Annotated in this window: 13 protein-coding genes; 5 read left to right on the top strand and 8 right to left on the bottom strand. The window is 45.2% G+C overall.

Annotation, left to right across the window (positions count from 1 at the left end):
- Positions 1-251: 251 nt before the first annotated feature.
- Positions 252-551, bottom strand: coding sequence for a hypothetical protein (locus tag QZ918_RS11465; RefSeq protein ID WP_293334844.1), 300 nt, complete (start codon positions 549-551; stop codon positions 252-254).
- 157 nt (positions 552-708) lie between these two features.
- Positions 709-1,506, bottom strand: a complete 798-nt coding sequence (cobS, locus tag QZ918_RS11460; protein WP_293149954.1) for an adenosylcobinamide-GDP ribazoletransferase — start codon at positions 1,504-1,506, stop codon at positions 709-711.
- A gap of 259 nt (positions 1,507-1,765) precedes the next feature.
- On the opposite strand from cobS, the gene QZ918_RS11455 reads away from it, so the two are divergent.
- From QZ918_RS11455 to QZ918_RS11445, 3 genes are all read left to right on the top strand, one after another.
- On the top strand, positions 1,766-2,215 hold the full coding sequence (locus QZ918_RS11455; RefSeq protein WP_293149952.1) for a hypothetical protein: 450 nt from the start codon (positions 1,766-1,768) through the stop codon (positions 2,213-2,215).
- A gap of 909 nt (positions 2,216-3,124) precedes the next feature.
- Positions 3,125-4,270, top strand: coding sequence for a tRNA guanosine(34) transglycosylase Tgt (gene tgt / locus QZ918_RS11450; protein WP_293334841.1), 1,146 nt, complete (start codon positions 3,125-3,127; stop codon positions 4,268-4,270).
- 47 nt (positions 4,271-4,317) lie between these two features.
- Complete coding sequence (locus tag QZ918_RS11445; protein ID WP_293149949.1) at positions 4,318-4,455, top strand: photosystem II reaction center protein K; 138 nt, start codon at positions 4,318-4,320, stop codon at positions 4,453-4,455.
- A 165-nt stretch (positions 4,456-4,620) separates the two neighbouring features.
- Here the strand turns inward: QZ918_RS11445 and QZ918_RS11440 are convergent, their stop codons facing one another.
- Entirely contained in the window at positions 4,621-5,175 is a 555-nt protein-coding gene (locus tag QZ918_RS11440; protein ID WP_293334838.1) for a glutathione S-transferase family protein, read from the bottom strand.
- A 299-nt stretch (positions 5,176-5,474) separates the two neighbouring features.
- Positions 5,475-6,053, bottom strand: a complete 579-nt coding sequence (locus QZ918_RS11435) for a manganese efflux pump MntP (protein WP_293334835.1) — start codon at positions 6,051-6,053, stop codon at positions 5,475-5,477.
- 194 nt (positions 6,054-6,247) lie between these two features.
- Between QZ918_RS11435 and QZ918_RS11430 the strand changes: the two genes are divergently transcribed.
- A complete protein-coding gene (locus QZ918_RS11430) occupies positions 6,248-6,847 on the top strand; it encodes a cytochrome b/b6 domain-containing protein (protein ID WP_293334832.1) in 600 nt (199 codons plus the stop codon).
- A gap of 334 nt (positions 6,848-7,181) precedes the next feature.
- Complete coding sequence (locus tag QZ918_RS11425) at positions 7,182-8,774, top strand: SDR family NAD(P)-dependent oxidoreductase (protein ID WP_293149936.1); 1,593 nt, start codon at positions 7,182-7,184, stop codon at positions 8,772-8,774.
- Between the two features lie 648 nt (positions 8,775-9,422).
- Here the strand turns inward: QZ918_RS11425 and QZ918_RS11420 are convergent.
- From QZ918_RS11420 to QZ918_RS11405, 4 genes are all read right to left on the bottom strand, one after another.
- Entirely contained in the window at positions 9,423-11,831 is a 2,409-nt protein-coding gene (locus QZ918_RS11420; RefSeq protein ID WP_293334829.1) for a cache domain-containing protein, read from the bottom strand.
- Between the two features lie 654 nt (positions 11,832-12,485).
- The gene (locus QZ918_RS11415) at positions 12,486-12,950 is read right to left on the bottom strand and encodes a hypothetical protein (RefSeq protein ID WP_293334826.1); all 465 of its coding nucleotides are present in this window, start codon (positions 12,948-12,950) and stop codon (positions 12,486-12,488) included.
- Positions 12,951-13,139: 189 nt separating this feature from the next.
- Positions 13,140-13,700, bottom strand: a complete 561-nt coding sequence (locus QZ918_RS11410; protein ID WP_293149930.1) for a sugar O-acetyltransferase — start codon at positions 13,698-13,700, stop codon at positions 13,140-13,142.
- Between the two features lie 153 nt (positions 13,701-13,853).
- A complete protein-coding gene (locus tag QZ918_RS11405) occupies positions 13,854-14,573 on the bottom strand; it encodes an MBL fold metallo-hydrolase (protein WP_293334927.1) in 720 nt (239 codons plus the stop codon).
- Positions 14,574-14,586: the final 13 nt, after the last annotated feature.

Below are 14,586 nucleotides of genomic sequence, written 5' to 3'. Positions count from 1 at the left end.
TTGTCGCAGAAACCCGGTTTCTCGCTACTTACAAAGTCAGGGTGCACGCTAATCTCAGAAACCGGGTTTCTTCCCTTATTTTTCCTACTCAATCGAAATTTGTCGCAGAAACCCGGTTTCTCGCTACCTACAAAGTCAGGGTGCACGCTAATTTCAGAAACCGGGTTTCTTCCCTTATTTTTCCTACTCAATCGAAATTTGTCGCAGAAACCCGGTTTTTTTTTAGCCTAATTAATACCGCAAATCTTGTGCTAATGGTGTAGCAGGTGCGATAAGCTTTCAGCAGCATGACCGATCGCACTTGGAGCAGATTCGCAAGCTACAGATTCGGCGACACCGTGACAGCCGTTGAGTGCGTGTCCGACTGTTTTCGCCCCAGAGTCGATCGCACTGTCAGCAACAAAACCATTAGCTTCGTACTGGCCCATTTCGGCTTGCATCTTCTTGTTAAACTGTGATTGATTCGGTTCCCAGTTGCGGACTGTTTGGACAATCTCGATCCCAGCCCAAATCAGCATTCCCAGAACGATCGCACCAATTAAATATTCCATAGCTTTTTAGAAGATTGAGGTTTGCTGTATCTAATCTAGCGCGGCCATTCCTAGCAAACAGGATGAAAATCCTTGCTGTTGAGTGTGGATTTCCACCTCTTAGTCTGCGGAGGCAGACTTCGTTTGTTTAGCAGCGATTTCAATCGCCGAATTATCTTTACCCTTGCAATGCCGCCAACAGACACAACAACAAAGCCTCAGTCCACTCGACTACAGCACCGTAAGTATCGCCCGTGTGGCCGCCCAAACGGTGGTTAAACCAGGCTCCGGCAAAAATTCCGATCGCGCTTCCCCCCAAAGCCATCCCCACCGCCAACAGCCAGCGATCGCCCTCCAAGACAACTTGCAGCACGCTCAAACTTAGCAACAACAGCACTCCTGGGATAAAATCAAAAGGTGAGTAAATCGATTCTTTATGAAAAGCTCCCTTACCCTCCGGGCGGAGATACGGATACCGGGCGATCGCCACCAGTTGACCCCACCTCCCCCAACCCGCCACACCCATCAAAGCCAACCACCGATAGTTACTCAAGTCCGAGAGGGCGGCAGTTTTGAGCAGGACGATCGCGATCGCAGCCATCGCTCCAAAGGCCCCTGTAACGCTGTCCCGCATCACTTCCAGCCTGCGAACCGGGTCGGGTACGGCCAGCCCGTCCGCCGCGTCCATAGCCCCATCTAGGTGCAGCCCGCCAGTGATGGCAATACCCAAAACTACCACTAAGGCCGATCGAGTCAGAGCAGGCATACCCAACAACTGCAAGCCAAAATCCGCGAGTCCCAGCATCCCACCAATCAAAAGCCCGATCGCCGGTGCCAAGCGAGCAATGCCCCGAAACTCCAAAGTCCAAGACATCGGTACCGGCAAGCAAGTATAAAAAGCGACTGCGGCTGCGATGGCAGCACCTTGATTCCGGAAAAAGTCGATCGTAGAGCGAACCAATTTATCATCCATCATAAGATAGAAAATTTTTCATCTTGTATGCGGTTGCTAATTCATTAGCCTGTGCCAGAATTGGAACTGTAACACCCAAGTCCTTTGGATCGGGTATTCCTCCTGCCCGAGTTCTTTTCCCCGGAAAACCTCTGCCGGCAGCGATCCCGAAGATCCCAATCTAAAATGGCTAAACTCACTACCCGCGTTTCCCGTACCCAGAATTCTAGCTAACTCCATGACTTCCTAGACGGGAACATACTACAACAGAGGCTTTTGCTCCATGAGTCACGACCAATTGAATAACAGGGTAGTTGCTCCTTGCATCATCGATACTGGCATTGTCGTCAACAAACGCGATATCAAAAGATTGCTGTTTGATTTAGGACGTGTCCGTTACGTTCACATACAAGATGGCAAGATTTACAACGAAGGGGAAGGTTATGTGCTCGAAGTCTTCGCGAATCCCGATCGCTCTACTCTGATTGCCAACCACGCGCTTTATTTGAACGTATATAGTTTTGATTACCTGGAACTGAAACATTCTCCTGAAGAAGGTGCTTATTTTGACCTGATTCAAGAGGGACGGCAGTTGAGGCTAATTCCCCTGTCCAATCCTTTGCAAGAGCAAGTCGCCCGGAATTTAAATGCTGCGGCTTTAGATGCGGTGGTCGATCAGGTACTCTCAGGCAACTGGGATCTGCAATTGGATGAGGATGATTCTCCGTTTTAATCGTCAGTCAGTTGATTTTAGATACTTCGACTTCGTGGAAGCTGAACTTCGACTACGCGGTAGCTGAGCGCAGTCGAAGCTCAGTTGCCGCGTAGCCGAAGCTCAGTACAAGTTTGAGATTTTAGATTTTAGATTTACTCGCAGCTTTGAATCTAGGAGGTAGAAGTGACGCTCCCACAATAATTGCAAGCAATATAGTTTGGGCATCTGAGTCCTGTAAAGGATATCTAGATCTTCCTTCGACAATACTTCGGACATTTTTTTAACGACTCTGTAAGCGTTACAGCGTAAGCCCTGGCATTTTTAATGGTTTTTTGAAACGAGCGGGCTAGACTTAAAGATTGAAAAAATAGTCATCCCTATAGCCATCAAGGGTTTGAGATACTCTCCTTAGATCTAAAACTGTCCGAAGTATTGTTCGAGATACTCCAAAAGTTTCTCTCTACGGCGTTTTATAGTGAGGAACACGTCGGGCCCCACGCTCGAGCCAATCATATCAAAGATTGTTGATTTCGGTGGTGAAGATTTCCCTGTCCTGCGAAATCGGTCAACCTCCCCACCTCAATCAACCGGGCTTTCATCCCACACCAATCTGTAAACGATATGTTGTGGGGATTCCCGCGCCCGCTAGCTAAGGAATGATAATTAAATAACTTCCACAAGGAAAGTGGGATGGGCGTCCCGCCCGCCCTTTTTGGACGGGCGGGACGCCCATCCCACAATAACAATTAAAATTGTAAGTTATTTCATTCGCGATCCTAAGGTCTAAAATTTTTTGCGCTTCACGACAATTGTCGGAAACTTGTCTCTGTTTTTGGGCGGGGTCATGGTTTTTTTTGTCGCGATGTCAACAACAATAGATTAGATAACACGGACTGCCCAGTAGCGGTGAACGATCGACGGTGAGTAATGACTGAAGACAAGGCAAAATTTTCTTTTAAATGTCAGGCTAATTGCAGCCATACCCAAGCACGTGCAGGGGTTTTTGCAACTCCCCACGGTATTGTGGAAACGCCTAAATTTATGCCGGTGGGGACGCTGGCTAATGTCAAAACCTTGACACCAGCACATCTTGAGGACGCGGGCTCTCAAATGGTTTTGGCAAATACTTATCACTTGCACTTGCAGCCCGGGGAAGCGATTGTCGCAGGCGCCGGCGGATTGCACAAATTTATGGCTTGGCCTGGCCCGATTCTGACGGATTCGGGCGGCTTTCAGGTGTTTAGCTTGAGCCAAATGCGGACTATTTCTGAGAATGGGGTGACTTTTCGAGCTCCCCGCGACGGCCGCATCATTAATTTAACGCCGGAAAAATCGATCGAGATTCAGAACGAGTTGGGCGCTGACGTGATTATGGCCTTCGACGAGTGTCCGCCTTACCCCGCTACACGGGATGAGGTGGAGGCGGCTACAGACCGCACTTACCGCTGGCTGCAACGCTGTATGCAAGCTCACTCGCGCCCGGAGCAAGCTTTGTTCGGCATCGTCCAGGGGGGCGTTTTCCCAGATTTGCGATCGCGCGCGGCGAACCAGTTGATAGACTTAGATTTGCCCGGTTATGCGATCGGCGGAGTTAGCGTCGGCGAATCGGGGGATTTGATCGCAGATATTGTGAGAGTTACTGCGCCCCTGTTACCGGCAAATAAACCCCGTTATTTAATGGGGATTGGCACCTATCGCGAAATGGCCTTGGCTGTGGCGAGTGGCGTAGATATGTTTGACTGCGTGATTCCGACTCGGCTGGGCCGTCACGGGACAGCTTTTGTGCGCGGGGAACGCTGGAATTTGAAAAATGCTCGGTTTCGGGAGGATTTTGCTCCCTTGGATGAGTCTTGTCCTTGCTATACCTGCCAAAAATTCAGTCGGGCTTATTTGGCGCATTTGGCGCGGGCTAAGGAAGCACTCAGCTATACTTTGCTGGCGCTACACAACGTGACAGAGTTGATTCGCTTTACCGGGAGGATGCGGGAGGCGATTTTGGCCGATCGATTTACGGAAGAGTTTGCCCACTGGCTGGCACCAACTGTCGATCGATCGCGATCGTCCTGTGGGTGAAGATATGCGACAATTATGAAAATTCTGTTGGATAGGTAGGTTGATTCATGGAAGCTGCATTACTGTTGGCTAAACTGCCCGAGGCTTATGCGATCTTTGATCCTTTGATTAATGTTTTGCCAGTGATTCCCGTGTTTTTCTTGCTGCTGGCTTTTGTCTGGCAAGCGGCTGTCGGGTTCAGATAAGTCTGATTTCATTAAAAACAGGGGCAATTCACCAATTGTCCCTGCTTTTAGCTGTTCATTTTTTGCTGAGTTCGTTTACGGTGGTTTTGGAATTATTTAACCGCAGAGAACGCAGAGAACGCAGAGAAAGAGCCCAGAGAGCTGAATAATTTTGATATGGTATGTTTAGCCCTGGCCCATCGCAATTTTAAATGCCGGTCTTTCTGAGATCCGCTTCATGTAATCTAAAACAGCCGGGTAAGGACTGAGATCTACCTGTAGCATCATCGGAATGTAAATCAACATCGATCCGACTGCTGCGTCAGCGACACCGAATTCATGGCCCATTAAAAACTGCTGTTTCTCGAAAATGCGATTTAATGGCTGTAACAATTTCGGGGTTTCGCGATCGCGACTGGCTTCGACAAATATTCCCGGGCCGAGAGTGGCGTTAGCAAAGATGACCCACTGCACAATTTCGGCTTGTTTTTCCACAGTGTCCGGCATCTTACCATATTTTTGAGCTAAATACAGCAAAATTGCCCCAGATTCCCAAAGTTTAAAATCTCCGTCCACAATTGCCGGTACTTTGCCTGTGGGGTTAATTTCAAGAAACTCTGGCTGCAAGTGCGCCCCTGCTTGCATATCCAGCAGGACAAATTCGTAGGGAACCGCTATTTCTTCAAGATACCACTTGACAATTGAGGCCCTGCTGCGGGCTCCGCCGTAAAGTTTTAGCACGGAATTTTTTATCCTTATAATACAACATTGCTGTTATAGCATTTGTTGGTCAGTTGGCAGTTGACAGTTGATAGTTGACAGTTGACAGTTGACAGTTGACAGTTGACAGTTGACAGTTGGTGATTGGGAATTGGGAATTGGCCATTTGAAATTAGAACCTTCTGAGACTGCTGATGTTACGGTGGAAAAAACGACTAATAACTAATAACTAATAACTAATGCCCCATGCCCCATGCCCCATGCCCCATGCCCCATGCCCCATGCCCCATGCCCCATGCCCCATGCCCCATGCCCAATAACTACTGACCCATTAATGGCACTTCTGTTAAGTGTAAAAACAAGATTCTGCTGCCAATAAAAATCAAGATTGCTCCGCCCAACATCTCAATTTTATTAGCAAACAAATTGCCAAACTTGTGACCGATAAACACGCCTGCAAAAGCTAAAAAGAAAGTAATAAATCCGATCGCAGCTACCGCCGGAGCGATCGCATCTTTCAGGACGGCAAATCCGATGCCAACAGCGAGGGCATCGATACTCGTCGCCACCGACAGCGTTATCAAAGTACCCGTATCTAAGGGATTAAACTTTTTCTCGCATTCTGCGGTTTGTAGCGCTTCGTAAATCATTCTACCGCCAATGAAACTCAAAAGCCCGAAAGCGATCCAATGGTCGATCGCAGATATCAAAAAACTAAAACTCAGACCAATCAACCATCCGACTACGGGCATCAAAGCTTGAAAACCACCGAAAAATAAGGCGATTTTTAAAGCTTTATTGACCTTCATGTGTTTGATTGCCAAACCACTTGAAACAGCAACAGCAAAAGCATCTGCTGCTAATCCCAAGGAAAGAAAGACGGTAGTGCCTGCATCCATTTTTGTGAACTGTGAGATGTTATAAGTAAAATATTCTCATCGACTGTTTTAGCTTACACTAAACTTTAAGTAAAACAGCAAGATTTCATAATCCATTCATGTTTACGTCACATTTGTTTCACAATTGACTGTTGAAAAATGCCGGGATTAGCTGTATTATATGGCAGACTATTTATCAAGTCACAAAATTCAGGATGCCACCATCTCGACCTTACCAACCATTGCTGCTGAGATTACTGCACGGGGCTAACGCGGCGATCGCCCTTTTATCAATTTTGAGCGCATTTATAGTGTACAACACCTATGACGGGCGCTTTGGGAAAGTCCCCGTGCCTCGGATTGCAGACATTATCGGGATTCACGGCACTTTTGGCAAGGTGTTGCTGTTAGGACTTATGCCTGCTTTTGCATTGTACAGTTTGTATGCAGGTCAAAGACGGTTAGTGCAGCCCGATTCTTTTACCAAACTGGCGCAGTTGGGAACACCGATTTGGTGGTACAGTTTGCACCGGATTGTGAATACTTTGATGTTGTTAGCGCTCACTTTTGCGATCGCATCTGGCAGTATGGTTAAGGAAGAATGGCTGCCGGCTGGGGATTTGACACAGGTTTGGTATTATTTGCACCTCTCTGGTTGGGTGGTATTGGTGTTTTGTCTGCTAATGCACTTGTTGATGAGTGCGAAGGTGGGGGGTTGGCCCCTAATTTTGTCGATGTTCGATCGCAAATACCGCCCGGAGGATTCACCGGCTGTTTGGTGGCGGAAAATTCGCTCTTTTGTCGATCGCTCTTAATCGAGAACCGCCATTGATTGTGGATTATTATTTCTGGTAAAATCACCACAGACCAAACTATTTAACAAGCGATCGTAAAGGTAATGAGGTATGTTGTTGGGCTTAAGCCCTCTTATATTTATTATCTAGTAAGCAATGCCGAATCAAAAACTCCATTTATAGCCAGCTATACTTTATATTTCTGAGAAAGGCTATAGCCTTTCTCAAAAAAATGAGGTATGACTGACAGCTTATAAAACCACTAAACTAAGAAGGACCCAAGCCCAACAACGTCCGCGAATCTTTCTGACAAAGGCTATAATAACTCCCAACAACATCAAACATCAATTAATTTATGCAAGTTTGTCTCGTTACAGGTGGTAATTCCGGTGTTGGTTTAATGACATCTTTAGGTTTAGCTAAATTAGGACATCATGTCTTTATTGCTTGCCGATCCCAGAAAAAAGCGACAAACGCGATCGCCTACATCCGTGAAACCACTGGAAATCCCAATATAGAATATTTACCCTTAAATCTGGCATCCTTAGAGTCAGTGCGTCACTGTGTCAAGCTATTTCAAGACCGAAATTTGCCCCTACATATCCTCGTCAATAATGCCGGAATATTCGATGCCAGAGGAATGACTCAAGAAGGATTTGAGTTGATTTGGGGGACTAATTATTTAGGTCATTTTCTTCTGACTTATTTATTATTAGATAAGATACCAGATTCCGCCTCAAGTCGCGTGATTGTGGCCTCCTCAGATTTAGCATTAAAACCCACTCAAATTAAATGGGATTTATTTATCAAAAAAACACCCTTAAATTTTATTGAATCATATAACCAGTCTAAACTTTGCCTGTTGCTCTTAACCAGACAACTTGCCCAAAAATTAACGAATGTCACAGTTAACGCAGTTCATCCAGGTTTTGTCCAATCTAATATTACCATCGGTCATCGTTTGAGCAAATATCTCGGTTTAGGAATTAATCCAGAAAAGGGAGCTTATAGCAGTCTCTTATGTGCTACTTCTCCAGAATTCGAGTCGATATCAGGTAAATTTTTAGGTCAAACAGGACAAGAAATAACATTACCTGTCTTAGCACAAAATAATGATTTATGCCACGAGTTGTGGGAAAAAAGTTTATTATGGACTGGCTGCACTCAAGTTATCCAGAAAGAGAGAAATAATTATGATGCTACTGATGGGATATGGGGGCCTTACACTCTCAAGTTGAATCAGGAGGAACTCGCGACTATTTGCGATCGTATCTTTAAGGAAGTTTTACCAAAACCGCCAGTTAAAGTTTTATTGACTCAGGCATTAAAATCTCTTTTGAGGTTGCAATTTGGTTCAGTTATGTTGCTGCTGATTCAATGTTACAAAGGCCAATTTTATATGGAAAGACATTTAGATTCTGCCGTGGTGTTGCAACTGTGTCAAGATGAGAATGTATTAAAAATACTTACAGCTTATTTAGGGGACAATTTAAAATTGTGGCGTTCGGAATTATGGGTAAATTATCCCTCACGTCAATTAATTCCTTTTTGGCATCGAGATATTTATCCTAATTTACTGACTGGGGAGGGAAAAACAATTAATATTTATATTGGTTTAACAGAAGTAACGGAGACAAACGGGTTTGAATATATCTCGAAAAGTGACCTCAAAAAATGTCAAGTCAAAATTACCGATTTCTTTAGTGGGAATCATTTTTTTCGAGTTCCCAATGAAGTTGAAGAGAAGGCGATTCCGGTAGTTTTAAAACCGGGTGAGTTTATTTTATTTACCGATCAACTTGTACATCGTTCGATTTATAATAGAAGTGGCAAAGTTCGTCTTTCTTTAACATTACGAGTCGCCCAACCGAGTATAAAAGTTTTACCAGGTTACACTTCTAATTATCAGGAACCTGTCACAATGGGTAAGAGTTGGGTTGACAGTTGACAGTTGACAGTTGACAGTTGACAGTTGACAGCGACATCTACATCTACCTGGATGGAAGGAAGAGGATTGGAGTAATAAGTCGTTTGATTTTAATTTCTCCCCATCGGGATTAGGGGTTTCAAACAATTCTTTATGGTAATATCATTTATAAAAAAATGCTACAATAAAAAAACTCGGCTTGCTTATAGGTCAATACAGTTGACTTAAGAAAAATCTGACTTGCCCAAAATGGCTATATTGCCAGAAAATCGTCAGATGAAATTCATCAAAAGCATTAAGTAAACGGTATTGAAATACAATCCACTCCATCAAGACAAGAGTTTTTAACCGCAGAGGGCGCAGAGGGAAGAGTATTGCGAGGGTTTTGGATGTCGTAAAAAAACCTTTTATCCCTCCCCTCTCTGTGTTCTCTGTGTTCTCTGCGGTAAAATATTCTTAATATCTACTTCACCTCTTTATAATCCAAAAATCGTCAGATGAAATTCATCAAAAGCGTTAAGTAAACCGTATTGGCTTATAGGTTAATTGAAGCTTCTAGGTGCGTCGCTATTAGATTGTCGGTCTTTATTAAAGATGGTGGAAGCGACACACCCTACGGAAGATTAGGTGCGTCGCTATTAGTTTGTAAATCCTATTAGCGAAGACAGTTCAAACGATCGGCAATTCTACTACAAACTCAGCACCACCCTCAGTTTGAGATAGAGTCTGAGATTCAATTTGAGATGGCACGGGAGATTGAACTGTCAGGCGCCCGCCGTGCAAATCTACAATAATTTTATAGCAAACTGATAGCCCCAATCCTGTATAATTTTTCAAGGATTTGCTATGGTAAAACGGGTCAAAGATTCTGTCTTGAATTTCCGGCGGAATTCGAGAACCGTTGTGGGCGATCGATACTGCAATAAATCTGCCTGTTGAATGCTCGACAATATCTGTTTTAATTGTAATAGTTTGATCGAATTTGTCAATCTTGTTAACAGCATCAATCGCCTTGCTGAGGATATTAGCGAATACTTGGCTCAGTTGACCGGGATAACACAAAATTGGTGGCAGGTTGCTGTACTCCTTGATTACTAATATTTTTTTCTCCAGTCGGTGAGCGAGCAACAGTAGAATATTGTCGATGCTTTCGTGAAGGTTGGCGCGTTCTTTGTTGGCTTCATCTGGAAGTGAAATGTTCCGCAAAGCCAGGATGCTCTGGCGTATGCGATCGGTTCCTATTTTCAGAGATTTGAGAATCTGTGGCAAGTCTTCGCTGATAAAATCTAGGTCGAAGCTCTCTATTTCTTGGGCAATTCGCGACACAGGTGTGGGATATTGTTCGCGATAGAGGCGAAGTATATTCAGCAAATTATTGAGATAATCGTTGACGTGAATCAGGCGCCCGTAAATAAAGTTAATTGGGTTGTTAATTTCCTGGGCAATTCCGGCGGCGAGTTGACCGACTATTGTCATTTTTTCGCTTTGTACTAAATGCTCTTCGGTTCTTCTAAGTTGCGCTAATACTTCTTCTAAAAGTTTGAGTTCTTCTTGAATTTGCCCGTGGAGTTGGGATTGGGAAATTGCGATCGCCAGCGAGTCTGCAATTGCTTCCAAAACTTCGACTTCGTCGGGAGTGGCAAACCGCCGATTCGCACAAGCGAACAGATATCCCAGGCGATTAGTCTGAGTCAGTACGGGTACTGCTGCGTAGTGGCTGTCTGTGAGTTTGAGATGCACTGCTTCTTGAGAGGCTGTGACATCGGGGGCGGAGGTTTTCTGGAGAAGTATGGTTTCGCACCGATGCAGCCGTGCAGCTAAATCTCCACAGGGCCCTGTTTGGGCGCCGAAGATTCCCAAGCGCCCCGGTAAACCTTCCCGGCAATATTCCCAGCAAAATTCCACAGTATCTTGCCGGGGGTCGTACCAGCCAAAAATTGCTCGATCGAGCTTTAGCAAGGTACCGAGTTCGTCTACAGTAGTTTGCAGGATGCGATCGAGCTCCAAGGAAGCGCGAATGCGGCCGGTCAATCGGTGGAGAAGGGCTTCTGCGCGAGTGCGAATGCACTTTTGGGAAAATAGCTTCAGCGCCACAATTATTGCCAAAATAGCTGCGACGAACAGTCCGGTGGCTGCTGCTGCTAATCTATTTAAGGCGAACAGTTCTTTTTCGAGATTGTCCCTGGGAATTACCAGGGCGATCGACCATTCAGCTTGTTCTAAAGGAAGATAGGCAACATAAACTCTGGCGTCGTTGATTTGAGTCAGTACAATGCCCGTTTTTTGATAAACCATCTCCCGCACTACATTCGCCAAATTAGGATCTGCGGACTCTAAAAGACTGGGAGCCGCTTTGTCAATATTTCCCATTAACCGAGTGTCGGGATGGACAATCGGCACTCCTTGAGAATTGAGTACAAAAGCGTAAGTTCCTGCCTCATATTCCAGCTTTCCTACTACTTCCGCAATTCTGTCGATAGTAATGACACCGTTCATTACTCCGATCGGCTTTTTTGGTTGATTCTCCTGAGAATTTGACCACACCGGAGCCGAAATGGGAACAATACTTTGTTTTTTGAGCGTGCGAGAAATGGTAGGATCTGAAACATATAGTTGCCCAGCCATTGCCTTTTTGAAGTGTTGGCGATCGCTAACGTTAATCAAAGCTCTGCCAACTTTTGTGGTAAAATAAGAACCGTCGGGTTCAATTAATGCGAAATGCTTGAAGTCTTGCAGACGATTTACTTCGGATTTTAAATAAGGCCCTGCCACAGACCAATTCATCGATCGCACCGAAGGAGTGTTAGCAAGGGTTTCGATCTCAGTCTTTCTCGTGCCGATCCAGCGATCGATCTTGTTACCGCGCTCCTTAACTTCTAACAAAGCATTTCGCTCTAAATTGTTGACAATCAAGCGGCGAACTCTTTGATAGCTGATACAACCAGCGATGCTAGCTGCCATAATTGTTACGCCCAAAATTAACAACGCGATTTTGTAGCGCAGATCGTATTCGCCCTTAAATCTCGCTGGCAATAGTTGAGTTAATTTCCACCACTTCACTTTCGCAAAGCTTCCCATGGTTTGACCAATTTGTGAGATTGAAATTCTCAGCTCACCAGCGATGAACTTGCCCGCCTGTCAGCAGTCTGAAACTACTAGCAATAATTGCGGGGATTTTTGAATTTTTTCCCGCCGGCCCGCTCACCTTGTCTGACTGGAATCAGATTCTACCATATTTTTGAGAAACTACAATATTTATTCAACAATTTAATTATTCAAATTTTTCATAGTTTTGTTAACTGCTATTAATAATTTATGTCAATTGGGCAAGATGGCCCACAAGCACCCGATGTTGAAAAAAAGAGTAAATCTGGGACAGTTGACAGTTTTCATCAGTCAGAAGGCAGAAGCCCTTCGGATTCGCGAGGGGGTCAAAAGAAGGAAGAGGGAAGAAGGAAGAAGAGAGAGGGAATACACAGCCAGCTTTGTTAGCCACTGATATTTTATATTTAATTAGGTGGATTTACTGGTTAGGTAATGTTGAAATGTATTGCTTTTGTGCAATTAGGTAAGGTACAGACTGCGCCCCCTACATTGAGATGTATGGCGTTGCCCCAATCATAAAATATTAAAAGTTTTGAGTTATTGATGAACCAAAAATTTGTTATTAAATCTTTAATTCAAATCTCAAAACTTTTTGCGGTGCTAAATAGCTGCTGTTGGGCGATTCATTTAAAGAACCTTGTGAGTGTGCTCGTGCTGTTTCACATTGTCTTCAGTGCGAATGACGCGCTCGGTGTTCAGCACTCTTTTGCGTTCTAAGGAATACGTAAAGTCGTTACGAACTGTTCCTAAGGGAATGTGAACTTGAGCCTCGGGGCGGATTTTGTAAGTGCGGGCTGCGGCGATCGCCCGAAAGCCAAATTCTTCGCTAAACTGAGCTTCGGCGGGGAATTCCGGCAGTCTTTGGGGTGATTCGCCGTCGAGTATCGATCCTAAAGTCGTCCCCCAAGCCATTTCATAAGATGTGGGAATTCCCTTGACAATTGCTTGCAAAGCTGCTGAAGGGATAGGTTCGATTACTTTTACTTGATGAACTTCGCCTTCTTCTTTGATGAAGCAGGTGGCTAAACCTACTACTATGTAGTCGTCGGTGCCGAGTTCGGGTGCGTTGGGATAAACTGTTGCAGTCGTCATAAGAAAAGGTTGGTAGTGGAGAAACCGGGAGGGAGAAATTAAGCGATTTGAGATTTGAGATTTGAGATTTTTGCCGCAGATTTTTTCGGGGATTTTACCTAAAAAATCTCAAACTGGCGGTTCTAGTCTCTAAAATTTTTGTGTAAAGCTCCAAAAAGCCGATCGCGCCAGTGAGTCGATCGTACCACATCAAGGCAACTGCCGGATGATTCGGCAAGGATTCCCCGCCGCTACGACGTTGGCGGGAATATCTTTGACAACAACACTGCCTGCGCCGATCGTGCTATTGTCTCCAATAGTGACTCCCGGACAAATAATACTGCCTCCACCAATCCAAACATTATTACCAATATTAATTTCAGCGGCGAGATCTCGGCCAGAAAGTCGGATTTCCGGATCGGTGGGATGAAAAGCAGTGTAAATTTGCACGTTGGGGCCGCACAGCAAATTTTCGCCGATGTTAACTCGATTGCAGTCGAGAATCACGCAGCCAAAATTCATGTACAATCCGTTTCCCGCATAAATATTGCTGCCGAAGTCGCAGTAAAAAGGCGGCTCGATTTCTATTTTGGGGCCGATTGCACCGAACAATTCGGCAAGTATTTCTAACCGTTTCTCTGGTTCGTCTTCGTGGGTAGAATTGTAGATTCTGGTGAGGCGGCGGGCTCGCTGGCGATCGGCAATTAATTGTTCGTCGCTAGCTAAATACAATTCGCCGGCGAGCATTTTTTGTTTTTCGGTTTTTTCCATAAGAATCGGCTGTAAGAATCGGCGGAATTAAGATAAAACGGCGGTTGAAACCGCGCCTACACAAACAATGTCCACCTCCGTGGACTGAAGAAAATAAGGTAATTTTAATCCAATACGCGATTGATAAGACGGCGGTTGAAACCGCCGTCTCCTTCAACCCGCGGAGGCGGGTTTTGCTTGTATAGATGCGGTTTCAACCGCCCGGTTTTCTTGATTCTGCAAACAAACAACTAAATCTAGATTAGTTAATTGCTCAAAAGCTCGATCGATCGATCCTTTTCCCCGCAAAAAACCAGTATTCGCAGCGGGGCAGATATATTGAAGAGTCGAAGGCGAAAATCGATCGATAATTGACTGCACGCTGTTAATTTGCCTCGGCCAGTGAAAAGTTTTGGGCGTTCTCTGCGGTACCGGGGCGCCTTCTCGATTGGGGAGCAAGTGTCTGCCGGTAAACAACACTCCACCGCTGCCAGTATCATAAAGGCAAGATGAACCAGGAGAGTGGCCGGGAGTCCAAAATGCTTTTATGCGATCGCTCACAGTAAATTCTCGCTCAAAAACCGTCAGTTGCAATCCGGGGAGCAAATAAGCTTCCTGCTCTTGAATTAGGATATCGCAGCCCGTGGCTTCCTGAATCTCCCGCGCCTTGGCGATAGCGCCGCGGTGGGTGAGAAACAGCAGCCGCACGCCGCCGTTTTCCCGCAAAAAGGCTAGGTTAATATCATCCCAAGCGGGACAATCTACCAGGATGTTCGATTCGTTTTCTACAATGAAATAAGCTGTCGCACCCAGGGTATCCCGGTTAGGTGGGAAAGCAAAAATATTTGGCAGCACGAGCCTGGGCTGTTTGGAAACTGAACTCTGTTGTTTCAAGGAAGTATTATAA

Source organism: Microcoleus sp. CAWBG58, assembly GCF_020883045.1.
Lineage (GTDB): Bacteria > Cyanobacteriota > Cyanobacteriia > Cyanobacteriales > Microcoleaceae > Microcoleus.
The sequence above is the reverse complement of the archived record's forward strand: the minus strand, read 5'-3'. Positions and strand labels throughout refer to the sequence as shown.

Coding starts and splice junctions, on each gene's coding strand:
- QZ918_RS11465 (WP_293334844.1), bottom strand. CDS start 551: ATGGAATATTTAATTGGTGCGATCGTTCTGGGAATGCTGATTTGGGCT.
- cobS (WP_293149954.1), bottom strand. CDS start 1,506: ATGATGGATGATAAATTGGTTCGCTCTACGATCGACTTTTTCCGGAAT.
- QZ918_RS11455 (WP_293149952.1), top strand. CDS start 1,766: ATGAGTCACGACCAATTGAATAACAGGGTAGTTGCTCCTTGCATCATC.
- tgt (WP_293334841.1), top strand. CDS start 3,125: ATGACTGAAGACAAGGCAAAATTTTCTTTTAAATGTCAGGCTAATTGC.
- QZ918_RS11445 (WP_293149949.1), top strand. CDS start 4,318: ATGGAAGCTGCATTACTGTTGGCTAAACTGCCCGAGGCTTATGCGATC.
- QZ918_RS11435 (WP_293334835.1), bottom strand. CDS start 6,053: ATGGATGCAGGCACTACCGTCTTTCTTTCCTTGGGATTAGCAGCAGAT.
- QZ918_RS11430 (WP_293334832.1), top strand. CDS start 6,248: ATGCCACCATCTCGACCTTACCAACCATTGCTGCTGAGATTACTGCAC.
- QZ918_RS11425 (WP_293149936.1), top strand. CDS start 7,182: ATGCAAGTTTGTCTCGTTACAGGTGGTAATTCCGGTGTTGGTTTAATG.
- QZ918_RS11420 (WP_293334829.1), bottom strand. CDS start 11,831: ATGGGAAGCTTTGCGAAAGTGAAGTGGTGGAAATTAACTCAACTATTG.
- QZ918_RS11415 (WP_293334826.1), bottom strand. CDS start 12,950: ATGACGACTGCAACAGTTTATCCCAACGCACCCGAACTCGGCACCGAC.
- QZ918_RS11410 (WP_293149930.1), bottom strand. CDS start 13,700: ATGGAAAAAACCGAAAAACAAAAAATGCTCGCCGGCGAATTGTATTTA.